The sequence below is a fragment of the Staphylococcus sp. HMSC14D10 genome (assembly GCF_001808125.1).
Lineage (GTDB): Bacteria > Bacillota > Bacilli > Staphylococcales > Staphylococcaceae > Staphylococcus > Staphylococcus haemolyticus.
The window spans coordinates 27,266-53,972 of sequence record NZ_KV792245.1; the positions used below are offsets into that span (position 1 = coordinate 27,266).

At 33.2% G+C, this 26,707-nt stretch carries 23 protein-coding genes, 5 pseudogenes and 1 riboswitch; of the genes and pseudogenes, 9 read left to right on the forward strand and 19 right to left on the reverse strand.

Translation table 11 applies throughout. The features are described 5' to 3' along the window. Nucleotides 1-45: 45 nt before the first annotated feature. The 9 genes and pseudogenes from HMPREF3134_RS03855 to HMPREF3134_RS03895 form a co-directional block, all read right to left on the reverse strand. A pseudogene (locus HMPREF3134_RS03855) lies at nt 46-1,549 on the reverse strand (phytoene desaturase family protein). A gap of 9 nt (nt 1,550-1,558) precedes the next feature. Continuing rightward, nucleotides 1,559-2,416, reverse strand: a complete 858-nt coding sequence (locus HMPREF3134_RS03860; protein WP_070440834.1) for a phytoene/squalene synthase family protein — start codon at nt 2,414-2,416, stop codon at nt 1,559-1,561. 20 nt (nt 2,417-2,436) lie between these two features. Further along, nucleotides 2,437-2,925: pseudogene (locus HMPREF3134_RS12635) on the reverse strand (4,4'-diaponeurosporenoate glycosyltransferase); the annotation flags it as partial. Beyond that, nucleotides 2,911-4,022 (reverse strand): annotated as a pseudogene (locus HMPREF3134_RS03870) (phytoene desaturase family protein); the annotation flags it as partial. The pseudogenes HMPREF3134_RS12635 and HMPREF3134_RS03870, both read right to left, overlap by 15 nt. A gap of 20 nt (nt 4,023-4,042) precedes the next feature. Then, a complete protein-coding gene (locus tag HMPREF3134_RS03875; RefSeq protein WP_070440836.1) occupies nt 4,043-4,510 on the reverse strand; it encodes a glycosyl-4,4'-diaponeurosporenoate acyltransferase CrtO family protein in 468 nt (155 codons plus the stop codon). 166 nt (nt 4,511-4,676) lie between these two features. Beyond that, a complete protein-coding gene (locus tag HMPREF3134_RS03880) occupies nt 4,677-5,387 on the reverse strand; it encodes an aggregation-promoting factor C-terminal-like domain-containing protein (RefSeq protein WP_037551556.1) in 711 nt (236 codons plus the stop codon). Between the two features lie 452 nt (nt 5,388-5,839). Next, nucleotides 5,840-7,264 carry a phosphate--AMP phosphotransferase gene (locus HMPREF3134_RS03885; protein ID WP_070440839.1) on the reverse strand — a complete coding sequence of 475 codons (1,425 nt, stop codon included), beginning with the start codon at nt 7,262-7,264 and terminating at the stop codon, nt 5,840-5,842. Nucleotides 7,265-7,420: 156 nt separating this feature from the next. Next, on the reverse strand, nt 7,421-8,479 hold the full coding sequence (locus tag HMPREF3134_RS03890; protein ID WP_053024544.1) for a PTS sugar transporter subunit IIC: 1,059 nt from the start codon (nt 8,477-8,479) through the stop codon (nt 7,421-7,423). 309 nt (nt 8,480-8,788) lie between these two features. Next, nucleotides 8,789-9,352 carry a M23 family metallopeptidase gene (locus HMPREF3134_RS03895; RefSeq protein WP_070440844.1) on the reverse strand — a complete coding sequence of 188 codons (564 nt, stop codon included), beginning with the start codon at nt 9,350-9,352 and terminating at the stop codon, nt 8,789-8,791. Nucleotides 9,353-9,664: 312 nt separating this feature from the next. Between HMPREF3134_RS03895 and HMPREF3134_RS03900 the strand changes: the two genes are divergently transcribed. From HMPREF3134_RS03900 to HMPREF3134_RS03915, 4 genes and pseudogenes are all read left to right on the forward strand, one after another. Then, nucleotides 9,665-10,231 (forward strand): TetR/AcrR family transcriptional regulator, encoded by a 567-nt coding sequence (locus tag HMPREF3134_RS03900; protein WP_070440847.1) that lies wholly within the window; start codon nt 9,665-9,667, stop codon nt 10,229-10,231. A 208-nt stretch (nt 10,232-10,439) separates the two neighbouring features. Then, nucleotides 10,440-11,384, forward strand: a complete 945-nt coding sequence (locus HMPREF3134_RS03905; protein WP_070440850.1) for an LLM class oxidoreductase — start codon at nt 10,440-10,442, stop codon at nt 11,382-11,384. A 12-nt stretch (nt 11,385-11,396) separates the two neighbouring features. After that, nucleotides 11,397-11,633, forward strand: coding sequence for a DUF896 domain-containing protein (locus tag HMPREF3134_RS03910; RefSeq protein ID WP_070440853.1), 237 nt, complete (start codon nt 11,397-11,399; stop codon nt 11,631-11,633). Between the two features lie 392 nt (nt 11,634-12,025). Then, a pseudogene (locus HMPREF3134_RS03915) lies at nt 12,026-12,591 on the forward strand (DMT family transporter); the annotation flags it as partial. A gap of 291 nt (nt 12,592-12,882) precedes the next feature. Here HMPREF3134_RS03915 and HMPREF3134_RS03920 read toward each other — a convergent pair. Then, complete coding sequence (locus HMPREF3134_RS03920) at nt 12,883-13,737, reverse strand: fructosamine kinase family protein (RefSeq protein WP_070440856.1); 855 nt, start codon at nt 13,735-13,737, stop codon at nt 12,883-12,885. Nucleotides 13,738-13,967: 230 nt separating this feature from the next. Here HMPREF3134_RS03920 and HMPREF3134_RS03925 point away from each other — a divergent pair, with 230 nt between their 5' ends. Then, a complete protein-coding gene (locus HMPREF3134_RS03925) occupies nt 13,968-15,035 on the forward strand; it encodes a quinone-dependent dihydroorotate dehydrogenase (protein WP_070440859.1) in 1,068 nt (355 codons plus the stop codon). 72 nt (nt 15,036-15,107) lie between these two features. Beyond that, nucleotides 15,108-15,401, forward strand: coding sequence for a hypothetical protein (locus tag HMPREF3134_RS03930; RefSeq protein WP_070440861.1), 294 nt, complete (start codon nt 15,108-15,110; stop codon nt 15,399-15,401). Between the two features lie 52 nt (nt 15,402-15,453). On the opposite strand, the gene HMPREF3134_RS03935 is transcribed toward HMPREF3134_RS03930, so the two are convergent. The 4 genes from HMPREF3134_RS03935 to HMPREF3134_RS12190 form a co-directional block, all read right to left on the reverse strand. Further along, a complete protein-coding gene (locus HMPREF3134_RS03935) occupies nt 15,454-16,170 on the reverse strand; it encodes an epoxyqueuosine reductase QueH (RefSeq protein WP_070440864.1) in 717 nt (238 codons plus the stop codon). 63 nt (nt 16,171-16,233) lie between these two features. Next, nucleotides 16,234-16,386, reverse strand: a complete 153-nt coding sequence (locus tag HMPREF3134_RS12430; protein WP_242305274.1) for a hypothetical protein — start codon at nt 16,384-16,386, stop codon at nt 16,234-16,236. A gap of 54 nt (nt 16,387-16,440) precedes the next feature. Then, nucleotides 16,441-16,746, reverse strand: a complete 306-nt coding sequence (locus HMPREF3134_RS12435; RefSeq protein WP_256262263.1) for a hypothetical protein — start codon at nt 16,744-16,746, stop codon at nt 16,441-16,443. Continuing rightward, nucleotides 16,730-16,903, reverse strand: a complete 174-nt coding sequence (locus HMPREF3134_RS12190) for a hypothetical protein (RefSeq protein WP_176744127.1) — start codon at nt 16,901-16,903, stop codon at nt 16,730-16,732. Before HMPREF3134_RS12190 ends, HMPREF3134_RS12435 begins: the two co-directional genes overlap by 17 nt. Nucleotides 16,904-17,030: 127 nt before the next feature. Here HMPREF3134_RS12190 and HMPREF3134_RS11740 point away from each other — a divergent pair. Beyond that, nucleotides 17,031-17,578: pseudogene (locus tag HMPREF3134_RS11740) on the forward strand (CocE/NonD family hydrolase C-terminal non-catalytic domain-containing protein); the annotation flags it as partial. Nucleotides 17,579-17,712: 134 nt separating this feature from the next. Here HMPREF3134_RS11740 and HMPREF3134_RS03955 read toward each other — a convergent pair. The 3 genes from HMPREF3134_RS03955 to alsS all read right to left on the reverse strand — a co-directional run bounded on the left by HMPREF3134_RS03955 (nt 17,713) and on the right by alsS (nt 21,137). Further along, entirely contained in the window at nt 17,713-18,600 is an 888-nt protein-coding gene (locus HMPREF3134_RS03955; RefSeq protein WP_070440872.1) for a zinc ribbon domain-containing protein, read from the reverse strand. A gap of 133 nt (nt 18,601-18,733) precedes the next feature. After that, the gene (gene budA, locus HMPREF3134_RS03960) at nt 18,734-19,438 is read right to left on the reverse strand and encodes an acetolactate decarboxylase (RefSeq protein WP_070440875.1); all 705 of its coding nucleotides are present in this window, start codon (nt 19,436-19,438) and stop codon (nt 18,734-18,736) included. A 34-nt stretch (nt 19,439-19,472) separates the two neighbouring features. Next, nucleotides 19,473-21,137, reverse strand: a complete 1,665-nt coding sequence (alsS, locus tag HMPREF3134_RS03965; protein ID WP_037551543.1) for an acetolactate synthase AlsS — start codon at nt 21,135-21,137, stop codon at nt 19,473-19,475. 739 nt (nt 21,138-21,876) lie between these two features. On the opposite strand from alsS, the gene HMPREF3134_RS03970 reads away from it, so the two are divergent. After that, nucleotides 21,877-23,340 carry an APC family permease gene (locus tag HMPREF3134_RS03970; RefSeq protein WP_141738624.1) on the forward strand — a complete coding sequence of 488 codons (1,464 nt, stop codon included), beginning with the start codon at nt 21,877-21,879 and terminating at the stop codon, nt 23,338-23,340. 44 nt (nt 23,341-23,384) lie between these two features. Here the strand turns inward: HMPREF3134_RS03970 and HMPREF3134_RS03975 are convergent, their stop codons facing one another. Then, the gene (locus HMPREF3134_RS03975; RefSeq protein ID WP_070440878.1) at nt 23,385-24,722 is read right to left on the reverse strand and encodes an aspartate aminotransferase family protein; all 1,338 of its coding nucleotides are present in this window, start codon (nt 24,720-24,722) and stop codon (nt 23,385-23,387) included. A gap of 242 nt (nt 24,723-24,964) precedes the next feature. After that, complete coding sequence (locus HMPREF3134_RS03980) at nt 24,965-25,780, reverse strand: MetQ/NlpA family ABC transporter substrate-binding protein (protein WP_070440881.1); 816 nt, start codon at nt 25,778-25,780, stop codon at nt 24,965-24,967. A gap of 112 nt (nt 25,781-25,892) precedes the next feature. Beyond that, nucleotides 25,893-25,999: riboswitch (SAM riboswitch) on the reverse strand. Between the two features lie 147 nt (nt 26,000-26,146). Here HMPREF3134_RS03980 and HMPREF3134_RS03985 point away from each other — a divergent pair. Then, nucleotides 26,147-26,572, forward strand: coding sequence for a hypothetical protein (locus tag HMPREF3134_RS03985; RefSeq protein ID WP_070440884.1), 426 nt, complete (start codon nt 26,147-26,149; stop codon nt 26,570-26,572). Nucleotides 26,573-26,707: the final 135 nt, after the last annotated feature.

Genomic DNA, 26,707 nt, shown 5'->3' on the forward strand with positions numbered 1-26,707 from the left:
GTATTGTCAATATTTATAATTTTCAGATTTATAGCAAGTTTTACTTTATTTTCCGTGTTCTATATCTTCTAACATTGCTTCGGCAGTAATTTTAGCACTGGTCAACACAATTGGCACACCTGCACCAGGGTGCGTACTTGCTCCTGCAAAGTATAAGTCTTTATAATCTCTTGATACATTTGGGTGTCTATAATAATTACTTTGTGTAAGTGTTGGCATAAGTCCGAATGCTGAACCGAATTTGGCATTATAACGACTCTCAAAATCAAGCGGTGTAAATACTGTTTCAGATACAATATCCTGACGTATATCTTTAAGTGCCTCAATCGTTTCTAATTTGTTATAAATGACATCTTTCGCTTGTTCAACCATACTAGGATCGTTCCAGTTAATTTCACCTGTCTTCAACTCAGAGACTGGCATTAAGACATACATTCCTCTCTGGTCTTTAGGCACTAATGCCTCGTCTTCTACAGATGGGAAGTAAAGATATAATGATGGGTCGTTAGGCATCTTACCACTAAAAATGTCATCAATATTGCCTCTAAACTCTTTAGCAAATACGACATTATGTACATGTAATTTATCACGTAATTGACGATTAATACCTGCATAAATTAAAAATGCTGAACATGAATAGTCCATGTTATCTACCTTTTCAGGAGAATAGTTCTTTAAAGGTGAGTGCGCAGACATTAAGTTTTGTGCCACACATGGAAAGTCAGCAGTGCATAGCACTTTGTCAAAACTCGAATATCATCATTAACACGAAGACCATCTGCACGTTTAAATTTAGGATCAACAATGATTTCTTGTACATCTGCATTAAGTTCTACTTTAACACCATCATCTTGACCAAGTTGTAGTAAACATTGTGCTAAGCCTTAAATACCGCCTTTTATATAATGAACGCCATGTACCATTTCATTCATTGGAAAAATAGAATAAATTGAAGGCCCTTGTTTAGGATCAATACCTATGTAGAACGTTTGAAATGCGAATAACTTACGTATTTTTTCATTGGATACATAATTATCTATTAATTGATTCGCATTATTAAATGTTTTTAATTTTAATCCACGATATAGCATCAATGGGTTATAAAATTCACTTGGTTTACGGAATGTTCGTTCATGGAAGTATTTGCGTGCCACTTCATATCGTTTATACACATCCGTTAAAAATTGCATAAAATCTTGAGTAGAACCTGGTTCTATCGCTTCTAACGTTTGACTAAGTTGTGATAAATCAGTTGATACACTCACTTTATCTTTATCAGAAAAATAAATATCCATAATATGTGTAAGTGGCTTCATATCAACGTAATCTTCAAAACGTTTGCCACTTTCTTCAAATACGGCTTTATAAACATCCGGTACCATCACTATGGTTGGTCCCATATCAAAAGTAAAGCCATCTTTCTTAAATTGGCTCATACGGCCACCAACTTGTTCATTCTTCTCAAATATTGTAACTTGATGATCTAAGCGGCTAATCGTGCTGCAGCTGCTAAGCCGCTAACACCAGCGCCAACTACTGCTATATTCATATATCTCACCTAATCTTTATATTTTTTCTTTAAATTACGGTAGATTTTATGTTTTTTCCATTTAGAAACGTACGCACGGTCTTTCAATGAGTAATCTGCTTTACGTACTTCGGTTAATATACCTCGATATATTTGGGCTGCTAACTCAATAATCATACGAGCTTCTTCATTGTATACATTAAGATGATTTAAAACCATGTCATAGTTATTATCGGCTAGTGTAGCGTAGAATTCCCAAATTTTAATGTAATTGTCAGAGGGTTGATCACGTCCTATTTCATCAGCAATTGAAACATTAAATTCACTTAAACGCGCTTTACTAAAGTAAATACGTCCGTTACGATAATCTTCACCAACATCACGTAGTATGTTCGTTAATTGAAGTGCCTCACCTAATTGTTTTCCATACTCATATGCTTCATCTGACGGTGGCGTTGCCAATATTGGGATCAGTAATACACCTACAGTTCCCGCAACACCATAACAATAATCTAGTAGACCACGATCTGTTTCAAACATTTCGAAATGCTGGTCTGCTTCAACCGTATCAATTAAGTCATAGAGGGCTTGGAAATTCATTTGGAAATGTGTAGCTGCATCAGCAAATGCCATCATAATGCGGTCATCACTTTCAAATGTCGTTGTTGTTTGATGTTCAATAGCTTTAACATCACGGTTAATCTTATGTAGATATTCCACGTCTTGGTGTACATCGATACTATCATCAACGATTCTACAAACTGCATAAATCGCCCAGATTGCTCGTCGTTGTTGTTCTGGTAACATATCAAACGCATATGAGAAACTCTTAGAGTAATCTTTCATAATTTGATGACAATATTGATAATTTTCTTCTAATGTGCTCATGGAGAACCCCCTGCTAAATATTATTTAATACTAAATTGTCGTCCTTTCCATTTTACCTGTTTCGTGTAATGAATGTGACGATATGAATTTATATAAATTAAAACAAAAAATAAAAACAATATTGGGTTGATAGATAAAAATAAAATTGAAAAACGTCCTACTCGACGATGTAAACGAATAAATAGTAATGTATATAAACTATATGATAACGCCATTCGCTTAAATGACAAAGTTTTCATAAATAAACTAAATGTTAATCCGCTATATGAGGTGATACTTCCCACCATCCATAAGATAATTAATATCATGATATGAGGTTGTGTTGACGAAGCACCTACCGCTAAGTGTTTCGTCCATCCCTCTATTATTGTTATAAATCCCGCTTCATACATTCTAAAGCTAACAAATCCCTGACCTTCAAATTGTGTCACTGGCAAATGGCAACGATGAAACGCTTTTCCTAAAGAAAATCCTTCAATAATATGAGATGCAGCATTTTTATGTCCTTCTAGCGCTTGAGATGCATCCGATTTATTTGAATTAACAAGATAAATCGTTGGGTCTTGTGGCAATACTTTGTCATGAAACACTTCTCGATAATTACGCTTAGAATCATTTGAGAATAGGAAATTATGATGTGCCAATTGAGGGTATAATTTGTCTACTCCTAAATGCATCACATAGCCAGATGCTGCAGGTTCATAAACTTTCTCTAATTGTGCTATTTTTTTATTTAAAAAGTGCAGTAAGTCACGATACGTAGGTATCACTTCTCTATTAGAAACAATGTAATCTGCATTCACATGTAAATCATCATCTAATCTAACGTCTGAACATGATTAAAATACGTATCAATACTATGTATATCCGTACCGGTATGAATGGTTACGCTCTCTTCAATCGCTAATTGTTCCAATGCACGTGTAAGTTTATGAATACCACCTTTAACGTACCACAACCCTTGTTCATATTACATATGAATTAAAAGTGAAAGTACTGCTGGTGCATCATAAGAAGAGCCAACATACTTTATAAAGTAGCCAAGCATATCTCTTAATTCTTGCTTCTCAACATAACGATTAATAGCTTGTTACATTGTTGAGAAGTAATCCACACCTTTAAGTGAACGCAATGGTCCCTGGCATTTAATAATTTCAGAAACTGTATCAAGCCCTAGTGCAAAGTAGCCATTTTCCGTAAAACGATGTATTTTTTCTTCATGATTTAAAAATTGATGAAGTTGCTGAATATCGTCATTGGTAAGATAGGTATTGGCATTTAACATTTGAGACAAGTCTTCATATAAAGCTATCACTTCACCATTAGTGAAGAAACTACGCCATTGCAAAGGTAATCGTTCAATAGTAATATAGTCTTTCATTTGCTTATCACTATAGTTAAACAAATTTTCAAATATGTATGGCATCGTTAATATAGCTGGACCTAAATCAAAACAGAATCCCTCTGTTTCTAAACGATTTACTTTCCCACCAATGTGGTTATTCTTCTCATAAAGCGAAACATCAAAGCCACTTTGAGCAAGACGAATAGCAGCTGATATCCCACCTAGTCCCCCACCTATAATGATGATTTTCTTTTGAGACATGTACGTTCATCTCTTTTCATTCATAGTTGATAGTAATGTTCTAACCTAGGACGATTGTATCGTTGCGTGAGTATGATCGGTAAATTTGCCGAAATCATATAACACACATCAATGAATAGTATATATTTAAGCGCTTTGATAAAAACAACAATCGGTATCATTGATAACCAATGAAAAAGTTCTGCACGGCGCATTTCTAAAATCATAAAATGTATATCTTCTAATTCAAATGAAACCAGTCGCCTTTTATTATAGATACGATAATTGAATTGAGCTGCTTCTGGAATGTAATGTTTCCATTTATTAATACGAAATAGTTTATTCCATAAAGCGCCTCTCTTTTCCCATGACCTTATTTTAAAAACTGATTCATATCTCACAAATAAAAAGGACGGGTATCGTAACATGATATTATATAGCGATAATTGTACAGTTGTCCAAAACACACTATATATTAAACCTAGTTTTAATACTTTTCTTAATGTCATTGATATTCAACACTTTCAATTTGTATATTGTCTTAGTATCTTCCCTATAATCGCGGTCGGTAAACGTTAAGCTACAGTGTCTATTAAAACACAAAAAAAGAGGCCGACCTTAAAGTCGACCTCTTTCGTGATAACTCAATGTACTATCCAGTTACCTTAGTAAATCCTACCACCAACCGTTGTTAGCACGGAATGCAATTGCTGCATCTAATGAACCGTAACGGCTATTAGCATAGTTAATCATACCTTTAGTTTGTGAAGCTACTGAACCAGTACCCCATGATTCCATAGTTTGACCTAAACCTCTGTAACCAGCTGGGTTAACTGCGTTAGGATTACCACCTGATTCAGGCATTACTATTGCGTTCCAAGCAGCTTCAGTACCACCATTAGCTAAGAATTGAGCTTTAACTGATCCACCAGTTGAAGCTGATGATGAAGTTGAAGCTGAGTATGAAGTAGTTTTTGGTGCAGATACTGCTTCAACGTTAGTGTTGCTTGCTTGTTGGTTTGAGCTTACTGATTGAGTTGAAGCTTCATTGCTGTAAGAAGCTGAGTAGTCAGTTGATTGAGCAGCTGGAGCAGCTTGTGTAGTTGCTACTGTGTCAGCTCCACCAACGTAAGTGTAATCCCAAGACCAAGATTGACCGTCTGAAGTGAAGTTGTATTTAAAACCATCTTTAACGAATGTGATGTTGTATGCACCAGCTTGTACTGGGTGAGCATTTAATTCAGATGGGTTGTTTTGAGCTAAGTTAGCTAATTGTGCATAGTTTGTAGTTGATTCAGATGCATGTGCACTGTTATCTGTAGTTAATGCATAACCTGTTACTCCTAAAGCTACTGCTAATGACGACGCGATTACTGTTTTTTTCATAATAAAAAATTCCTCCAAAAAAATTTAGTTTATATTTTCGTTTTGTTAAATTCTTAAGTTATTGTGTTTTGCTCTGTGTTTAACTTTTGACAATAAGTACTATATCATAAAAAAACGCCAATAGTATTACGCTTATCTTACAAAAAATTACAATGAACGACTTATTCTGTAACATTGAAATATTTATATTTCATTCTGTAATATTATTTTTCGAACAAATCGTTTAAAATTTCATTATGAAATGAGGTTTTACAATACTCTTTTAAGAAATTTACAACAATTCTACATATTCTGTAATATTACAAATTGCCGTTTTGTTACAATACCGTAATATTTCTAACAACTTAGAATATATTCAATTTATTGATATAACATAGAAAAACCAAGAAACGACTCTATCATTAACCGTTTCTTGGTTTATTAATCAACTCATTACAGTATAGTCTTATAAATTAATAATCCTTGACGCCCCATAATACTTTTTCGCATTTACGAATAATATACTTCATTATTTCTATTCTTGATGTTTTCTTATGATCTGCTGGTACGACTAGCCATGGTGCATGTGTTGTATTTGTTTTTTTAACCATGTCGTGGCTGGCTTCAACGTACAAATCCCACTTGTCACGATTACGCCAATCTTCATCAGTGATTTTCCATTGTTTATCTACATTATTTTGACGATATTTAAAACGTTTAAGCTGTTCGTCTTTATCTAATGTCAGGAAGAATTTTAGGATGATCGCACCTTCATCGGTCCACATCTTTTCAAATGCGTTGATCTCATCATAGGCTCGTTGCCATTCATTCATTGTTGCAAATCCTTCAATTCGCTCAACTAATACACGTCCATACCAACTTCTATCAAACAATTCGATATGACCGCTTCTTGGCATATCCTTTGCAAAGCGCCATAAATAATGATGTTTCAATTCAACATCTGTAGGTGCGCTGATGCCATTAACTTCATAACCAGTAGGATCAAGCTTTTCTCTAATACGCTTAATATTACCACCTTTTCCTGCTGCATCCATTCCTTCAAATACAAGAATTAACGGAATTTTTCTATCATATAAAGCAAATTGTATTTCGCGCATACGTTTCTGCAGTTCAGTAATTAATGTTTTGTATTCTTCTTTAGAAACTTTTTCTACATCTTTATCAAACAGTTCAGTAGCAAAGTGCTCTGAGAATTCACCATCATAAACTTTATCCTTCGCATGATGTTTCGCTATGGCTTGTTCTAAACGTTCAATAATGTGTTCATACATCTTTTCAATCGCCATTTGGCGTTCTGTATAGTCAATAATCTTCCATTGTTTATCCTGTTTAATAAATTGATGCATGTCTTCTAAATACGTTTCTGTTGATAGTACACTTCCATACTCTTGAACTTTCCAACGCATCAGTGGATTTTCTTTTGTTTGTTTAATATGTTCTTGTCTTTTATCTTCATTGATTTCAATAAAGAATTTGATGATTTCATAATCATCCTCGATTAACATATCTTCAAAAGATGTAATTTGTTCTTTTAAAACATCATAATTTTTATATCTATCGTGTTTAATTTCGTTTTCTCGATAATCTAAATAATGAGAGTACCAGCTTCTAAAATAGACATTGATATCACCTTTTTTAGGTAATGTATTCCAATATTTTTGTAAAAACTGATAACGCAAATCATCCTTTTGCGGTGATTGTGTCGCAATAAAATGTGTATATTTGGCATCAAAATTGAGTAATAATTCATTTGAAAGTCGTGTTTTTCCAGAAGCAGGGACACCTTCAAATAGAATCATAATTGGAATACCTAATTTGTGTGTCTGTCTTGTAAGTTCAGCTGTCTTTAGTGCTAATTTTTCGATTTTATTAGCCATTAACCATTCACCCTTTAAGTAACGTATTATTTCATTTTTATTGTAACACTATTTATTTCATATTTTATCTTAATTTCTATATGTATTCTCATTTTCAAAAAAAGAATTGATAAAATGCGATAATCAACACTTTATCAATTCCTATTTAACAAATGGTTAACCCATAAATTTATATATGTCGTTTGTATAAAGATGTAATACTTTTCGGAAAATAATATCTAAAATGAATGCAGTCACTAATGGTACAACAAAGAATCCCAAAATAATGAGTAAGATACTTAATATTGCAGAATCTACATGTAAGAATTTAAAAGCGCTAATTGGTCCAATCATCCCAATGAAACCAAATCCTGCAGACTCTTTAGTTCCCGCAATACCAATCAAGCTACCTGCAATTCCTGAAATTCCAGCAGTTATAAGAATTGGTAACATTATAATTGGATATTTCACCATGTTTGGCATCATCATTTTCACACCGCCGAAGAATATAGAAATTGGTACTGCAACTCGGTTCACTTTGCTTGTCCCAATAAGTAATACTGCTTCAGTAGCTGAAATACCAATAGATGCTGAACCTGCTGCCAGACCTGTAATCCCTATAGCAATAGCTATCGCAACAGTTGATAATGGTGAAATAATAATAAAACTAAAAACCATAGAAATAAGCATACACATCAATACAGGTTGTAGTTCTGTGAAGCTATTAACCATATTACCAATGCCAGTTGTAATCATATGTACGTATGGCAATATAAGTACACCAATTGTAGCGGATAAACCACCTACGATAGTTGGATACACAATCAGTGCCATGCTACCGACACGTTTTTCAATTAATAAAATAAATAATACAGCAATCGTTGCAGTAATCATCGTATTAATCAAGTCTCCGATGCCGGCAATTACCCAGGCACCATTCTTAAATTGTGCAGCCCCGCTTCCTACATAAGATGCACAAGCAACAACTGCAATTGCTAATGGTGTCATATCAAATTTCAAAGCAATAAGCGCTCCTATTAAAGCAGGTACTGTAAATTGCATTGCTTGTACGACATGTAACAATGTTCCAAAAAATGGGTGGTGATGCATGAACGCTTTAAAGATTTCTCCCAAAATAGCATTAGGTACTAATCCAACAACGATACCAATGGCTACGCCCGATAGCACTCTAAATGTAAAATCTTTAACGCCTATTTCTCTAAGTGTTGATGTCATATAAAAAACCTCCTATTGTTTAATCTGCACACTTAATATGTTGATCAGCCTACTTACTGATGATTGATGCCACATGTAAACAACTACTCACGTCAATCATTTGAATAAGTAATGATAGATTTTACTATATCATAAATTCTAAATTTTCAGAATATTATTTTTATTTTTTCTCAAAAAAGTAACATTTAACGATAATGATTGGATTCCAAAATTTACTTCTTGGTTAATAGGTATGAATTTTTGATGTTAAAAAATCTGAAACATGACTCAGGCTTCAGATTTTTAATACTATCTATTTTGTTTTTCATATCAGATATTAAATAAACTCTTTTCATTTTCTGGTAGTTGATCAATAAATGATTGTGGATCTTCGGCACAATCATTGCCTATGCCATCCTTCATTCTTTGAAAATGTAAATGCGAGCCAGTTGTCTGTTCACCTGTATTACCGGATAAAGCAATCACATCTCCGGCTTTAACTTGTTGACCTTGAGTTACCTTGAAATCATTTAAATGCATATACCATTGATGATATCGGCCATTATCTTCAGAGATTTGTATCACTTTCCCTCCTAAATCATCTTCAAATATTCTTGTGACAACACCATCTGTCGCTGCTAACACTTTCGTATCTTCAGGTAAGTCATAATCATTACCATAATGTTTGTCATTACCTTCAAACTCTAAACCATGATTATATGTGCCATAACCATGCGTCAAACGTCCATCACTATTCCAATCACCATATTGATTATCATCATTAAAAGACATTTGAGATGGTTGCATATCAATTTCACGAATTAAATATGTTACGGAAACACCGATACCTACACATATCAGTATAGTCATAACTATTTTGATAAATTGTTTCAAACATCGCTCTCCTTTTTAATTCATTATTATTCTGTATATTATCAAACATCACGACAAGAAAGTGTATACTTTGCTTATAATCAGACTAATTGACTAGATAATAAACAAAATTGACTATTATAATAGTAGAAACTCATCTCATAATTAATTTTAACCATAATTAAATTAAAAATTTTATTAGGAAATTGAAGTTTGACTACTCCACAGTTTAGGTTGATAGTTACATATCATTGTAAGCGTGAACTTTGACAACCATCTCACTTCGACAGATAATTTAATGTAAGCTATAGGTCAACAAGGGAGGTGCCTATATTGACTACGACTAAAGTGGATCCTCGTATTATCAGAACAAAGAAGCTGCTGGTAAAAGCGTTTCAAGAGGTTTCCCGAGAGAAAAAGATGTCACAAATCACTGTTAAAGATATTACTGAACGTGCCACGGTCAACCGTGCTACTTTCTACGCACATTTTACAGATAAATATGATATTCTCAATTACACTTTATCCGAAACAATTTTGAAAGATTTAAATAATACATTATCCGTATCAGATATTATTAATGAAACTGTCATATCAAACCTATTTATTTCTATTGCTAATTATATGGTTGAAGTGCAAGACTCTTGCAAGATGAATAGTGAAACGTTTTGTAACCAAGCTCATCAACGTATTAATAATGAATTAGAAGATATTTTTACCATTATGCTTCGTAATAGCTACCCTGAACAGGATATTGACGTTCTCGTTAATAGTGCTAGTTTTCTAGCTTCAGGATTATGTGGTCTCGCTAGACATTGGCTCGATACCAGTTCGCTTACAGCAGAAGCTTTTATAGATAAAAATTTACCTTTCTTAATTCATCACATCACACACTTGTAATTAAACCTTTAAGGCGTTGCCTTAGAGGTTTTTTTATGGAAAAAGCTAATCTAATCAACAAATACTGAGCATTGTTGTCTAAGCAACAAATTTCATAAGCATGTATGTTGCATATTATTTAAATGGGGCGTATATTACATTTATACAACATGTGTTAGTTAGATAATAAGTGTTGTATAAATACTAAATGAAGTTAGGAGGTAAGGACATGTCAGATATTGATGAACACGAGGGATTTAAACGTACGTTTAAAAATAATAAATTGACGCTAGGTTTATCCATACCGTTTGATAATAAACAACAAAACAATATTGATTTTGATGAGCAATTGAGACTCGCTCAAAAGGCAGAGTCTTTGGGATTTACAAGTTTGTCTGTGAGAGATAATCCATTGTATAGCCCTCATTTAGGCAACGTTACTACGAATTATGATCCATTCGTCTTTTTAACTTATCTGAGTGCCTTTACCTCAAAGATTGCACTGGGTACTGGTAGTACCGTAGCAACCTTACGACATCCCATTCATCTAGCTAAATCAGCTGCCTCACTTGATCTCATCTCCAATCAATGTTTATTACTCGGTATGGCTACCGGTGATCGCTCTTTTGAATTCCCTGCATTTAAAGTAGATGAAAATGAATTAACAGAACGTTATCAAACAACCATTCACTCACTAAGAGAACTGTGGCAATCACATTCTCCCAAAATCTCAAATTCAATTTTCGAATTATATGAAGATTCAGGGTTACAAGTATTGCCAAAACACCCTTCAATTCCAATGTTTGGTACCGGATATTCAAAACAATCAATGGCTTGGCTTCAAGAAAATATGGATGGTTGGCTATTTTACGCACAACCTTTTCAAGATCAAAAGAAATTAGTGGAAGCTTGGCATAGTGGTACCGACCGATTTAAACCGTTTATGAATATTCTAATGATTGATTTATCCCAAAATCCAAATGAAACCGTAAAACCGATTAAAGGTGGTTTCCGTACTGGACGTAAAAATTTATTACAAATATTAAAAGCTTATGAATCAATTAATACAAATCATATTATCTTAAGATTTACAAACGATGATCGTGATATCGAAGCATTAATAGAAGAAGTTGGTGTGCACATTGTTCCCCACTTCCCAGCTCATACAAATTAGGAGGAATAAATAATGAGAGAATTATTAGATAGAATTAATCAATTAGCAAATAAAGAAAAAGTTGAAAGTTTGAGTGTTGATGAAATACAAGAACAACATCAATTAAGACAAGAATATTTAGGTATGATTAGAGGTCAAGTACTTCATACTTTCTCAACGATGAAAGTTTTAGACCCACTTGGCCAAGACGTTACACCTGATAAAGTGTATGACTTAAGAGAAGAATACGGCAACATTCAAGAAAATTAAAATCATATTATCAAGACTTAGGCTGCCCTTAAAGTTCCAACTTTGAGGGTAGCTTTTTTATGTCCATATTTTTGAGTAAAATTCTTAGTTGATCACAGCTCATTTTGTTGAAACCCTTTCCTAGGGAAACTATAAAGTAGTTCTTTGATTTTAATAATTAAAACTACTTAATGAAGTGATTGCTCACTTATGTTCGTTTATGCGACTGATTCTCTATGCCGCTCAACAAATATATTTCATAGTCTATCGTAGAATAATTCAAGCCACAAATGTTTATTTATAAGATACATTCAGGTATAGAATCAAACATCCTAACTTATCACGATAATAATTATGATATTATATAAAATAAATATATAATAATATATAAAACAACTAAGAAAGGGCATACCATGAATAAGGTTAAAAAAGGGTATTTATTTAATATTATTTCCGTAGCAATCCTGTCTTTACCCCCAATATTAAACAAACTTTCACTCACTGATTTATCATCTATTCAAGCAAACTTTTTTATGCTTTGTTTTCAACTTTAATATTATTAATAACTGTATTACTCGATAAAAGTAAAATAAAAATCTATCCTAACAAATTTATATGGCTCTTAGGTATTACTAATACAATAGGTACTTTACTCCAATATGTAAGTTTAAGTTTGTTAGATCCAGTTAGTGTTGGATTATTAGGAAGATTTTATATTATATTTGCGTTGTTTCTTTCAGTGCTCTTTCTAAATGAAACATTGTGCAAAAACGATACCCTTCCTATAATTTTTGCTGTTATAGGTACATTCTTGATTACTCATTTTTCAGGTGATTTTAACAGTATATCAGGTGTGATTGTCGCCCTATCTTATACATTCTTTTTTGCGCTAACGAATATATTAGCTAAAAAGACCGTCAAAGACATTGATTCTAAAACCATCTTACTATACAATCGGGCGACTTCTACTTTGTTGCTTATGAAAGAGTTATACTTTGATTTAGCTGGAAAAGTCCTACCTTATCAGCTTCCAAATATTACTCAATGTGTAGACATGGATAAAATTATATATGGTTCAGATGCACCTTATACAACCGATTAAGTTGTTACGATGTTAGCTGATGAACTTGAAAGAACTGATCTATTATCACATCATGAACTTGAGAAAATGTTCTATGATAATGGCAAACAATTATTAAAAACAATTAAAGAAGATTAATAAGCTTGAGCGGCACGGGTATCACTGTACCTGTACCGCCCATGCTTATTTTTATGCCAATATTTCATCCATTGATCGATTTACGCTACTAGCGTACATTCCACCAAATTTTAGTAAATGGACCATAAATAAATATAGTCTATAAAATTCTAAACGCTTACGAGCACCTTTTCCTGAAGGATAGTGCTTCTCATATTCGTCATAAAATTCTCGGGTAAATCCACCAAATACAGTAGTGATTCCTAAATCAAACTCCCTATCGCCATAAAACGGTGCAGGATCGAATAAAGCGGGGCTACCATCTGTTAAGAACATATAATTGCCACCCCATAAGTCTCCATGCAATAATGACGGTTTACTATTGTGATTTTCTAGTTCATTTACCATCACTGTGCGGACTTGTTCATAGACTTTATTATCTTCGTCATTCCATAATCCTTTCCCCATGAGTTCATCTCTCAAATGATCCATACGACGTTCGACAAAGATTTCACTCCACGAATCAGACCAAGTATTATCAAATGAAATATCTCCACCTTCATGAGGTAAATCAAATCCAAATTTGCCGTCAGATTGTTGCTGGCTATGCATTTTGGCTACTAATTGACCTAGTTTTCGTTGACTACCGGTCGTTCCCTCATCTAAGTAACTCAATATTAAGAAAGCATCACCATTAATTTCACCGCTATCAATCACATGTGGTGCTGTAACACCTGCTTCCTCAAAAGCGTTAAGTCCAGCAATTTCAGCAGCATAGAATGATTTATCACGATTGCGTTGAACTAATAAGAAATACACGTCATCTTCTGTAGTTACTTTGAATGCTTCGTTCACATCTCCACCACTCACCGACTTAATGTCTCGTATATGATTTAATGGTAATTGTTCTTGCCAATCTTTTTTCATGATGTTTCCTCCTTCGAATACATCTTCTCACTTTATTATTATATTTCCTGAAATAGGACTATTTAATCGTTAGCATATATATCCACATTTAAGTTGAGGCAAATTTTTAAACAGTTTCTAAATTAACTATGCAATTATTCTTGAACATGCTAGTCTTAGAGAGGAATGTTTTTTCAATGATATTAAATGAGGATAGTAAGCCTCAAATACAATGAAACAGGAGCATTAAAATGTATAAATTAATTAAACCACTATTATTTAAATTCGACCCTGAAAAAGCGCATGGCATGACCATTGATGCTTTAAAACTTGCCCAAAAACGTCCCTTTTTACTACCTATTATGCACAAAATCTTTAACTATGAAGATCCTTATTTAACACAAACAATTAAAGGTATCACATTTAACAACCCAGTTGGTTTAGCTGCTGGCTTTGACAAATCTTGCGAAGTACCTAAAGCACTTGAAAATGTTGGCTTCGGTGCACTTGAATTAGGTGGCATTACACCTAAACCTCAAGATGGTAATCCAAAACCTCGCATGTATCGTCTAGTTGAAGATAATGCATTAATCAATCGTATGGGCTTTAATAATATTGGTATGAACAGAGCGTTATGGAATTTACGTCGCCATTCATACAATATCCCTGTTGGCTTAAATGTTGGTGTAAATAAAACGACACCTTATAATGAGCGTTATCAAGATTACATTAAAGTAATTGATACGTTTAAAGCTGATGTCTCATTTTTTACAGTTAACATAAGTTCACCAAATACTGAGAATTTACAAAGTTTTCATGATAAAGATGAATTTTCAATGTTATGCAAAGCTTTGAAAGACTTTAAAGCCAATACAGAAGTAAATGTCCCTATTTTCTTAAAATTAACTTCTGATTTAGAACTAGATGGTTTTAAAAATATTCTACCAGCAATTACTGAAACATTTGATGGTATGATTCTAGCGAATACAACTCGTAAGCGTGATGGTCTCACTTCTTCTAATAAAGTAGAAGATGGCGGATTAAGTGGACAACCCCTTTTCAAAAGAAATTTAGAGTTAGTGAAATGGGCATATCAACAAACAAATGGCGAATTCTTAATTATCGGCACAGGCGGTATATTTAGTGCTAAAGACGCCATTCAAATGATGCGAAATGGTGCATCCCTTGTTCAAATCTATTCTTCATTAGTTATTGAAGGTCCTGGTTTGACTAAGAAGATAAATAAAGACATCGCTGCTTACTTAAAGCAACATAATTATAATAACGTGAGTGATATTATTGGATTAGACGCGAAATAATATAGCTTTACTTAATTATAAAAAGTACTATACTTAAGCCAAAGATAACAAATTTACCGGAGGGGTATACGTATGACTGCAGAAGATAAACATACAAAACAAAATGCAGACCAACCGTCTAAAAGTAAAGAACAGCCATCAAATCAAAATGATAAAGTGCAAAAAGATGACGATAATAGCATTGGTTACAATGGTGAAAAGAAAACTGCACTTGATCTTGAAATCGAACGTGAATTACTTGAAATGATGGAAAATGAAGATCCAGAACCTGAGAAGCAGAAAAAAGGTTTGAAAATTGCAGGTATCCTATCTGCATTTGTGATTGCCATTCTAGCCATTATACGTCTCATTAATCGAACAATATAAAATACGACTCCTAATTTGAAATGATTAAACTTCAAATTAGGAGTCATTTTCTTTAAAATTGTTGTAAAAAATCTTTAGCTTCTTGATTGATTTGTTTAAAATCAATGCCTTGAGCCATCGCAGCGAAGACACATCCACAATAGCATTGTCGAAATATATGATAGTCATTACACATCTCTATTGAACGTTCATAGCCCTTATTTTTCTTGAAGTCACTCGGCAAGTAGCTCACATCATATAAATGTTGTACTTCCATACCCAGTTCATTTATAAGTTGCGCATTCTTTTTAGGTGATAGTGTGAGTGCACTTCCAAAGTAATCATACCCGTATTTCACAGCAGCTTCAGCAACTAGCTCCAACCGCATTTCGAAACATGCCGTACAACGTAACCCACCTTCTGGTTCTTCAGTGAGGCCACGTGATTTTGCCATTTTCATAAATTCATGCGGTTTATATTCCGCTTCAATATATTTAACATTCTTTCCGGTTCTCTCATTAAAATTATAGACAAATTGTTCCTGAACTTTTGCACGTCTTAAATATTCATTTTTAGGATGTATATTGGGATTCGCAAAATAAATTGCCACGTCAGCATATTCCGTTAAATATTCTAACGTATAAGTGCTACATGGCGCACAACAACTATGTAGTAAGAGTTTAGGTCTTAAACCTTCCCTTTCCCATTGATTAATTAATTTTTTCAATACCTTATCGTAGTTAATTTTTTGATTCTTCATTTTAGCAATAATTGGATCAGCTTTTAACATAAAAAATGACTCCTTAAGCATTATATACATTTATTATATAATAATTAAGGAGTTGAATAATAGTTAATATTCTTTTTTTAGCATAATCATATAGTAAATAAACATGATACCGTCGAATAGCACACCAGAAATTGCACATTTGATTAATTGTTCTTTGAAGTTAAACCCATCATTAAAAATATAAGGGAAGATAATCCCCGTAATAATAAACATCATCGTTGCAAAATAAACAACGAAAAACGAGCATTTTATTGCAAGCTTTTTCACCCATTATTTGTATTCTTCAGCTGAATGAGCTTTTAACTCATCTAAACGGTTTCTTCTATTAATCCAAAGAGATACAAACGTTAAAATAACACTCAACGCTAATAAGCATATTGTTCCAAAATCCACTGTTTCTCTCTTCATATCAATAACCAAGCTTATTGTACCTAAGATAACTATTGAAATATATGTCAATAAAAACATAACCGCTAACTTATGTTCAAGCACACATTGCTCACGCTCATCACGACCTGTGGGATTTTGAGTGAACCAATTAAATAAATTTATCCATTTCTTAATCCCCCTCACCATATTCTTTAACAATTTTACCTTTACCAACGAAATAACTTACTACGCCGAAAATTAAAGCAGAAATAAAATTAAATGTTATGAAAAATCCTAATTCAATCTTTTGATCTGAAAAATATAGTCGCGTTAAATTAAGTAGGCTCATGATTACACCGAACATAATACCACCGAAAATACTGCCTAACTTATGCTTCTTTAATAATCTTTGATATGCTTCTTTAGAATAAACTCGATTTTCATCTAAATTATTTTTTCGAATGCCCCTCGATAAGAAAATACTAGCAATCGATTCTGAAAGTGATGACGATGAATTATGTTATGTTCATACTTTCGAACAAGATACAGAATTGACTGATAATATGAAATTAAAACTGTGGATAGCCGCAGAAAATGCTGACGATTTAGACATCTTTGCAGGCATTAAAAAGTTAGACCGTCGTGGTAATGAGGTGCATTTTCCTGATTTCAATCATATTGAAAAAGGTCAAGAAAAGGTCAAGTTGCAACAGGTTGGTTACGCGCTTCTCATCGCGAACTAGATGAAACGAAATCAACAATTGCACAACCATGGCATACACATGAACATGAACAAAAAGTTAGCCCAAATGAAATCGTGCCAATCGAAATAGAATGGTTACCATCTGGTACATTATTTAAAAAAGGTGAGTCATTAGCAGTTGTTGTTAAATGTAACGAAATTATCAAAGGTAATAGCACTCCTTTACCTAATACGAAAACACGTTATGAACACGAAGATACTGTAAACAAAGACAATCACCTTGTTTATACTGGTGGCGATTATGATTCACACCTAATTATTCCAGTAATTGAATAATTATTTAAAGTAACACAAACATTAAGCATATTCTTTTTCTCAATACCTAAAAGCCAGTAAATGAATTATAAAATTCACTTACTAACTTTTAAATTTATATATCATCTACCATTAATATTTATCTCAAGCTATCATTAGAGCCAACGCCAAAATAATTGATGTAAAATACCTAAATCATCATATCGATGAATGATAGTTGAACCAAATAAATGTAAGGCAAATCCAATAATTACAAAGAAAATCATTACACTATAGAAACTCGCAAAACGTAACGTATGATTTACACTATACTTTGAAATTAAATACACTGATGATGTTAAAAGTAAAATCACTGAAAAGGCAATCAATATACCACTGAAAATATACAACTCAAGGAAAAACACAATAAATCCTAAAAATAACATACTTACTGATAATGTATTAACTAATATATAATCAGATAAAACCTTTTTAAAGGAAATGCTTTCTACTATCATTAAGCGAATAACGGCGAATGTTACGATAAATAAAAACGCAAGTGCTAGCATAGTAGTTAATACAAATTTCAAGATAATTGTTGCAGTATCAACAAAATAACCATCAAATAAACGTGCTGAAAGTAGGTGTAAAAACATTCCCAATATAAGTAAACCAATAATGACTAATGATGATAGCAAAGTCATACTAAATAACTTATTCCCTTTCATCACTGCATCATGAGAAGTAAAAGCTTGTTTAAAAAATTGCTTACTTTCATTGAAGGTCGATTTCACTTTAATCGTGAATGGACCTTCAGCGTAGCGGTGTTCATAAGACATATATCTATGTGTAAATTCACCACGATCGTACTCACTATGATTCTGTTCTCCATTAATTTGTTCTTGCTTAACAGCTGTAGAATGACTTGTAGATTGAATCTCCGAATTGAATGATTCTGTTGTTGATTGCGTTGATTGAGATAATGAACCATTTAATTTATTACCACAACTACCGCAATATTGATCTCCTTGTTGATATGTCTGACCACAATTTGGACATTGCATTAGGGCTCCCTCCATAAATATAAAATTCTAAGTTATTATACCATTATTTTATATTGTGTCATATATTATATTTTATAAATTAAAAAAAGAAAGATGAATTCATTGAAAATTCATCTTTCTTTCATAGGTATGATTATTCAGCTTCTCTAATCTCTGCATCAACATCTGCGTAATCAATTTCTGTTTCTGTAAATGTTTTATTATTAACTGGGAAATGTTGTTTGAATGTTTCGAAATTCTGTATTTCAACAGTTACATCGTCTACTTCAAAGTCTAATACATGACCACCAAAGTTGCGCTCATCATTAGCAAAGTGAATATGGAAACCAGCTGATCCAATACCGTGGAATAATTCTGGAGTAAAGAATCCAATAATTGTTCCTTTAATATCTTCACGCGTTTCCTCTGGTTGTCTACGTGCTGAATCAATTAATCTAGTGTAAGGTGGTTCTTGTTTAGGCATCATTCGTACGTGCATTTTTTTAAAAGTACCACTTATTTTCACTGCAGAGAATAAGTTATCACTTAACATATGTTCTTTAACTTCGTTTAACACTTTTTCAGAATCTTTATTTGAAGTTTGATATGTTTGATCTGCTTCAAAACGAGTAATTGTTGCATATGGCGTCATTTCATCACCATTTAGTTTCTTAAACTCCTTATGCTCGTTAGCATGGAATGCTTCACCATCTAAAAAGATAACCTCACCATTAGAACCTGTTAATGTAGCTAGTCCTGAATCACCATGTTCTAATAGTTCATCGATAGACGCAGTTCCTTCTAATAGACCTGCCATTAATGTACCTAAAGTACCATGTTGATATAATACGTGACTCATTGAATATTCACTCCTATGTTTGTTTGACTAATAATTAATTTAAAGAATCTGGTAATACATTCGTTGATAATTTGATATTGTCTTTATAATTCACTGGGATATCAATTAATACAGGGCCTTCAGTTGCATAGCCTTCTTTTAAAGCCGCTTCTAATTCTTCTTGATTAGTAACACGTAACCCTTTTGCACCGAATGATTCAGCATATTTCACATAATCAACTGGTCCAAATTCAACTCCAGCTGAACGTTTATATTTCATTTCTTCTTGGAACTCTACCATATTATATTTACCGTCATTCCAAATTAATTGGATGATGTTTAAATTTTTGCGTACGGCTGTTTCTAAATCTTGACCTGAGAATAAGAAACCGCCATCTCCAGCTACTGACACAACTTGAGTATTTGGGCGCACTAATGCAGCTGCGATTGCCCAAGGTAAAGCAACACCAAGTGTTTGCATACCATTACTAAATAGTAAATGTCTTGGATTGTAACTTCTAAATTTACGTGCCATCCAAATATAATGGCTACCTACGTCTACAGTAACAGTTGTATCGTCAGTTAGTGTTTTTTGCATTGTTTCAATAATTTCTAATGGATGCATTACGCCATCTTCATGTGTGTACTTGATACCTGTTGCTTCAATGACTTCTGCTCTCAAACGTTCTAAGTCATCTAAACGATTTTGATTAATAATAGGTTCATGCACATTTTCAGATAGGAGTTGAATTGTCCCTGCAATATTACCAATTAATTCTTTTTTAGGGCGTAAAAAGTTAGTGATTTCAGCCTGTACTTCATCAATAGCAATGATTTCTGTATCTAATTCTTTATTCCAGTTACTTGCTTCGTATTCAATTGGATCATAACCAATTGCAACAACTAAGTCAGCTTTTCTTAATAATTCGTCACCTACTTGGTTACGGAATAAACCGACTCTTCCAAAGAAGTGATTTTCTAATTCGCGGTTAAGTACACCGGCACCTTGGAATGTTTCAACAACTGGTAAATTTGATTTAGCAACTAATTTACGAATTGCTTCAGTTTCTTTCTCACTTGAACTTCTCATACCTACTAGCAAAACTGGGAATTTCGCATGTTTTATAGCTTTGATAACGTCTTGAATGTCTTCTAAATTTGGAACACCTAGTTGGGGTTGTTCACATAAATCAATTGCATTAGATGTTACTGGAGACTCGATAACATCTTGTGGGATACTAATAAAGCTTGCACCATTTTTACCTGAAGTCGCTGTACGAATAGCGTTTGTCATTACCTCAGATAAAGACTCAGGATCTTGTACTTCTGCACTATATTTCGTAGATGATCTTAAAAGAGAAGCGTTATCTACTGCTTGATGCGTCATACGTAATAAATCGTTACGTTTAACTTGACCACCGATAGCTAACACAGGATCACCTTCTGAAGTCGCTGTTAATAATCCAGTTGTTAAGTTACTCACTCCAGGGCCACTTGTTACTAATGCTACACCTGGTTTACCAGTTAAACGACCGATACCTTGTGCCATCATGGCAGCATTTTGTTCGTGACGTGTCACAATAAGTTCTGGACCATCATCTTCAAGAGCATTAAAGAGATAGTCTATTTTAGCTCCTGGAATACCAAATACGTAATCTACATTATTATTTTTTAAAGTATCAATGACCATGTTTGCAGCAGAATAATTTTCTTTAGTCATCTAAATTCATATCCTTTCAAGTTCCGTTTTAAATTTTAATATTAAAAGAAGCCACCTACATGTCTATTTTTTAAGGGAAAAAGAGGGAAAGACTTAGTTACATGAGTTGTGGCTTCTTTATATTTAAAGTTACTTCATTATTTCATTGTTGCTAGTAATCTCAGTTAGGGATACATATCTAAATGCGAGATGGGAGTCTTCTATCTATGTCAATGGGTGTAATAAATCATAAAGTTTAGCACTACTATGCTAATACAATATAAGGGGATGGATTTACTACACGAAATAGAAGCATTTAAATATGATGTAACCTTATTACATAACTAATTATAGTATGCGCTGAACTATTAATAAAATACATATTTTCGATAGAACCTATTCCATAATGGAATAGGTCAACAAACTTTAATTTTTTAGTAAAATACCACTAAATAAAGGTCTAATTACTTGACTTATTGTGTATTTTTAGTATGTTATTCTCAGTCGAAAGACTACTTTTTATATTTTGTGGATAATTTTACTCTTTTTTGTTGTTTTTATTTCTTATTAATCTGTTATAATCAAATCTATCATTTAAAATTTCCTTGTTACACTCTGTCATTTTATAAAAAGTAAGAAAACTTAAAATTTTCAGAAATTTTAGACAAAAATTTAAAGTTTTGTGCTAATATAATAAATATTCTAGAGATAACAAGCTAATCTTATAACTCAATATATTAGTAAGTGGAGGTTCATAATTATGGCCAGTTTTTTCAAAAATTTAACTCGAAAAGAAGATCCCACAATCTATCAAAATAAAGATGGTCATTTAAAGCGTACACTACGCGTTCGAGATTTTCTTGCATTAGGTGTTGGTACGATTGTATCAACTGCAATTTTCACATTGCCTGGCGTTGTAGCGGCTGAACACGCAGGCCCTGCCGTTGCATTATCATTCTTACTTGCAGCGATTGTTGCAGGTTTAGTTGCCTTCTCGTATGCCGAAATGGCATCAACAATGCCTTTCGCCGGTTCAGCTTATTCTTGGATTAACGTTTTATTTGGAGAATTTTCAGGTTGGGTCGCAGGTTGGGCACTTTTAGCTGAATACTTTATTGCCGTAGCCTTTGTAGCATCCGGATTCTCAGCCAATCTAAGAGGACTCATTTCGCCATTAGGTATTGTATTACCTAAATCATTATCGAATCCATTCGGAGCTGATGGTGGTGTCATTGATATCATCGCTGCTGTTGTAATCATTATTACAGCAATCATTTTATCACGTGGTATGTCTGAAACAGCACGTGTAGAAAACGTCTTAGTTATCTTAAAAGTATTTGCAATCGTATTATTCATTATCGTAGGTTTAACTGCTATCCAAGCATCAAACTATGTTCCGTTTATTCCAGAACATAAAGTGACTGAAAATGGTGATTTCGGTGGGTGGCAAGGTATTTATGCTGGGGTTTCTATGATATTCTTAGCTTACATTGGTTTCGACTCAATCGCTGCCAACTCTGCAGAAGCCATTAACCCACAAAGAACAATGCCTCGTGGTATTCTTGGTTCATTAGCTGTGGCATTAGTATTATTCGTAGGTGTAGCACTAGTATTGGTTGGTATGTTCCATTACTCTAGATATGCAGGTAATGCTGAACCTGTAGGTTGGGCACTTCGTCAAAGTGGCCACGGTATTATCGCCGCTGTCATCCAAGCTATTTCAGTAATCGGTATGTTCACTGCTTTAATTGGTATGATGTTAGCAGGATCACGTTTACTTTATTCATTTGGTCGTGATGGTTTATTACCATCTTGGTTATCAAAATTAAACCATAAACATTTACCAAACAGAGCACTTTTAATTCTAACAATTATCGGTGTATTAATTGGTTCAATGTTCCCATTCGCATTCTTAGCACAACTTATCTCTGCAGGAACATTAGTCGCATTTATGTTTGTGTCTCTTGCAATGTATCGTTTAAGAAAACGTGAAGGTAAAGATTTACCGGTACCATCGTTTAAAGTACCATTCTTCCCTGTATTACCAATAATCACATTTATTTTAGTATTACTTGTATTCTGGGGATTAAGTTTCGATGCTAAACTATATACTTTAATTTGGTTCGTAGTTGGTATCATCATCTATTTATATTATGGTGTTCGACACTCTAAAAAAATGAAGAAGAAGACTACATTGTACCGAAAGATTAATTTAATCAAATAAACTAGAAGAGGCTGGGACATCATTCCCAGTCTCTTCTTTACGTATTACCAACCTTGACCATCAATATTATAGTTATCCAGTTGTCCATCTTGTAACGCTTGCAATGCATTCTCTATTGTATTTAACGCATAATCTAATTGTTCATACGTAATAACTAATGGAGGTTGGAAACGTAATACATTACCAGCTACTGCAATCAATACAAGACCATGATCAAAACAATAATTACATATTTTAAGTGCTTCTTCAGAAGCTCTCGTCTTAGCTTGTTTATTTGATACGATATCAATACCAATTGATAAACCTTTACCACGCACATCTCCAACGAAATCATAAGCATTCACCCATTGATCCATTCGCTTACGCACGTAAGCCCCTTTTTCAGAACTAGCAGTTAATAAATCTTCATCTTCAATCATACCCAATGTAGCTAAAGCCGCTTCACAACTTACAGGATTCGCACCAGTTGTAAATAGATGTGCCGGTGCCTCAAGTGTCTCTATGATTTCTTTACGCCCAATAATAGCTGACATCGGTAACCCACCTGCTAGTGATTTACCAAATGTAATTAAATCCGGTGTGAAATTAAAGTGATCAATTGAACTCCATGTCCCAGTTCGCCCTAACCCCTGTTGAATATCATCTACAGCAATTAGAATACCATGTTCACGGCATAACGTTTCTAATGCCTCAAAGTAACCATCTACAGGTTCTAATAGACCCCCGTCACCTTGGATTGTTTCTACAACAATACAAGCCACTTCTTCCGCTGGCACATATTTCGCAAACATTTCTTTTAATGGTGCAAGATACTCTTCAACTGTATTTGCATTTGACTGCTCATACATCCCTCTATATTTATCAGGGAATGGAATATGATAAAATCCATTCAATAATGGTCCATAATGTTTGCGCATATTTAAACTAATGGCAGACATGGATAATGCCCCAAATGTTGACCCATGATATGCATTTGTAAAACTAATAATGTAAGGACGTCCCGTATAAGCTCTCGCAAATTTAATAATACCATCATTCGCATCAGACCCACTCAATCCAAACGTTACACGCTTTTCATAGTCACCTGGAGCAATTTCACATAGCTTTTTAGATAATTTCACTGCTGGTTCATGATACATATATGCTGGTGTATAATGAATAAATTTCTCAGCTTGTTTCTTAATAGCTTCGGTAACTGGTTTAGGTGCGTGTCCTACATTTTGTGAACTTGCACTTGATAATAAATCAATATATTCTTTACCATCCATATCTACTAGTGTCGCACCATAACCATGGTCAATGGCTAATGGATAGTATTTTATTCTCCCTGATGCGGCGAAGTATTTCCCATCTTCATTAATTAATTCCTCTGCTTTACTCATATCGGCTCATCCTCCCAAGATAGACCATCCCTTTTGCTTCCCTCTATTTAAAAAGTTCTTCGGTCCTCTAAATAAACACTATTTCAGTGATAATATTCAATATATTACTAATAATTGTCAGATTTGTAAATATTTTCTGAATAATCAAAAATAATTATAGTTTGTAATTTTTGGTATTTATTATTTTCTTTTTAAAAAGAACCCACAAAGCAATTACTTTGCGGGTAGTTTAATATGGATAATTATTTACTTTCGTATGGAATTACGTCGTCCCCATATTCTTTCTTAATATAATCTTTAATTTCTTTCGATTGCATAACTTTTAATAATTCTTGGAACTTTTTATCTTTTTTATGTCCTTCTTGTACAGCAATAATATTGGCAAACGGAGATGATTTACCTTCCATAACAATTGCATCTTTAGAAGGTTTCAAACCATTATCGATGGCATAGTTAGAATTCATAATCACTGCTGCTCCTTCACCATTTTTATATGTCTTTGGTAAAAACTCAGCCCCTTGTTGATGATTGAATTTTAAATTCTTTTTATTTTCAGCGATATCTTCAAACTTAGCATCTTCGATTTTGACACCTTTTTTCAACTTAATGAGACCTTCATCTACAAAGAATGATAAAAATCGTCCCTCTTCCGCTGGATTATTTGAAACATAAATCGTTGAACCTTCAGGAATATCTTTTAGATTTTTATATTTTTTACTGTATACGCCCATTGGAGTTGTAAATATTTTACCTAATTCTTCTATTTTATATCCATGATTTTTCTTTTCAGCTTTTAAATAAGGTACATGTTGGAAGAAGTTAGCATCTACATCACCTTTATCTAATAATTTATTTGGCACTTTATAATCATTGACCTCTTTAACTTCTAAATCATAGCCTTTTTTCTTTAATTGTTCTTTAGCTTTCTTCAACACATCTCCATGGGGTGCAGGTGAAGCAGCAACCGTGATTTTTTTACTATCCTCTTTATCTTTGCCACATCCTGTCAATACAATAACTAAAACTAAAATACTTATCACACTTAACCATTTTTTCATGTATATCGACACCTCTTCTTTAATAATGCTTCAATTACACTTCAACTCTTAAATAGTTAGAAGACATAAAAAAATACTTTCTATTATTTAAGAGAAAGTATCGATACACTTTCTCTTATCTCTTAAAGTATTGTCTACTTTATGTGAATTAGCACCATTTCGTTAAACGACGGTTGCTGGGCTTCTTAGGGCACATCCCTCCACCACTCTTGATAAGAGTTAACAAGTTTTATTGAATTAATATCATATTAGCATTGGATTTTGTCTTGGTCAATATAATTTTTAAAATATTCTAAATTTTTAAAATGTGTGATTCATATTGCCATAGGGAATAGCTTGTTAAACATACTTAAAGGATGGATATTTATGATACGATACGGCTACCACTTTCTTAGCGCATTGCTAATTAGCATTTTATTATTACTTATAATGTTTATTATGGATGTCGTAACACACACGACGCACCTAACCTTGTTATTGATCAATATCGATTTCATTGCTGACCCAAATCAAACACCATTGATTTTAGAACTATTGATTCATATTGTCATTGGATTTTTAATTTACATCACATTTCTATTTATTTATAAATTTTTCAAACCTTTTTACAAAATAAGTTTTTTATTACTGATCATCATTTTTCTAATATTATATCCATCACTTATTATGTTGGCACAACGTTCATTTTTCCAATTTAGTTGGACAGAATATGGTTTATGGATAATTGCACATTTGATTTTCACTGTTTGTATGGCATGGTCTATCCCTTACTTTTCTAAAAAGAAATGGTAAGTTAGCATCTTTGAATTTTATATAACGATTGTTTATATTCATAAAAACTTTAATATTGTAAAACTAACTTTACAAATATGTCATTCTTTAAGCTAATTTAAAGTTTCAATATGGTTTACTTTAAAGCCCTATTTT

What these genes read in the sequence shown, in the direction of transcription:
- HMPREF3134_RS03860 (WP_070440834.1), bottom strand. Translation starts at nt 2,416, where the DNA reads ATGAGCACATTAGAAGAAAATTATCAATATTGTCATCAAATTATGAAA.
- HMPREF3134_RS03875 (WP_070440836.1), bottom strand. Translation starts at nt 4,510, where the DNA reads ATGACATTAAGAAAAGTATTAAAACTAGGTTTAATATATAGTGTGTTT.
- HMPREF3134_RS03880 (WP_037551556.1), bottom strand. Translation starts at nt 5,387, where the DNA reads ATGAAAAAAACAGTAATCGCGTCGTCATTAGCAGTAGCTTTAGGAGTA.
- HMPREF3134_RS03885 (WP_070440839.1), bottom strand. Translation starts at nt 7,264, where the DNA reads ATGGCTAATAAAATCGAAAAATTAGCACTAAAGACAGCTGAACTTACA.
- HMPREF3134_RS03890 (WP_053024544.1), bottom strand. Translation starts at nt 8,479, where the DNA reads ATGACATCAACACTTAGAGAAATAGGCGTTAAAGATTTTACATTTAGA.
- HMPREF3134_RS03905 (WP_070440850.1), top strand. Translation starts at nt 10,440, where the DNA reads ATGTCAGATATTGATGAACACGAGGGATTTAAACGTACGTTTAAAAAT.
- HMPREF3134_RS03910 (WP_070440853.1), top strand. Translation starts at nt 11,397, where the DNA reads ATGAGAGAATTATTAGATAGAATTAATCAATTAGCAAATAAAGAAAAA.
- HMPREF3134_RS03920 (WP_070440856.1), bottom strand. Translation starts at nt 13,737, where the DNA reads ATGAAAAAAGATTGGCAAGAACAATTACCATTAAATCATATACGAGAC.
- HMPREF3134_RS03925 (WP_070440859.1), top strand. Translation starts at nt 13,968, where the DNA reads ATGTATAAATTAATTAAACCACTATTATTTAAATTCGACCCTGAAAAA.
- HMPREF3134_RS03930 (WP_070440861.1), top strand. Translation starts at nt 15,108, where the DNA reads ATGACTGCAGAAGATAAACATACAAAACAAAATGCAGACCAACCGTCT.
- HMPREF3134_RS03935 (WP_070440864.1), bottom strand. Translation starts at nt 16,170, where the DNA reads ATGTTAAAAGCTGATCCAATTATTGCTAAAATGAAGAATCAAAAAATT.
- HMPREF3134_RS12430 (WP_242305274.1), bottom strand. Translation starts at nt 16,386, where the DNA reads ATGATGTTTATTATTACGGGGATTATCTTCCCTTATATTTTTAATGAT.
- HMPREF3134_RS12435 (WP_256262263.1), bottom strand. Translation starts at nt 16,746, where the DNA reads ATGGTGAGGGGGATTAAGAAATGGATAAATTTATTTAATTGGTTCACT.
- HMPREF3134_RS12190 (WP_176744127.1), bottom strand. Translation starts at nt 16,903, where the DNA reads ATGTTCGGTGTAATCATGAGCCTACTTAATTTAACGCGACTATATTTT.
- HMPREF3134_RS03955 (WP_070440872.1), bottom strand. Translation starts at nt 18,600, where the DNA reads ATGCAATGTCCAAATTGTGGTCAGACATATCAACAAGGAGATCAATAT.
- budA (WP_070440875.1), bottom strand. Translation starts at nt 19,438, where the DNA reads ATGAGTCACGTATTATATCAACATGGTACTTTAGGTACATTAATGGCA.
- alsS (WP_037551543.1), bottom strand. Translation starts at nt 21,137, where the DNA reads ATGACTAAAGAAAATTATTCTGCTGCAAACATGGTCATTGATACTTTA.
- HMPREF3134_RS03970 (WP_141738624.1), top strand. Translation starts at nt 21,877, where the DNA reads ATGGCCAGTTTTTTCAAAAATTTAACTCGAAAAGAAGATCCCACAATC.
- HMPREF3134_RS03975 (WP_070440878.1), bottom strand. Translation starts at nt 24,722, where the DNA reads ATGAGTAAAGCAGAGGAATTAATTAATGAAGATGGGAAATACTTCGCC.
- HMPREF3134_RS03980 (WP_070440881.1), bottom strand. Translation starts at nt 25,780, where the DNA reads ATGAAAAAATGGTTAAGTGTGATAAGTATTTTAGTTTTAGTTATTGTA.
- HMPREF3134_RS03985 (WP_070440884.1), top strand. Translation starts at nt 26,147, where the DNA reads ATGATACGATACGGCTACCACTTTCTTAGCGCATTGCTAATTAGCATT.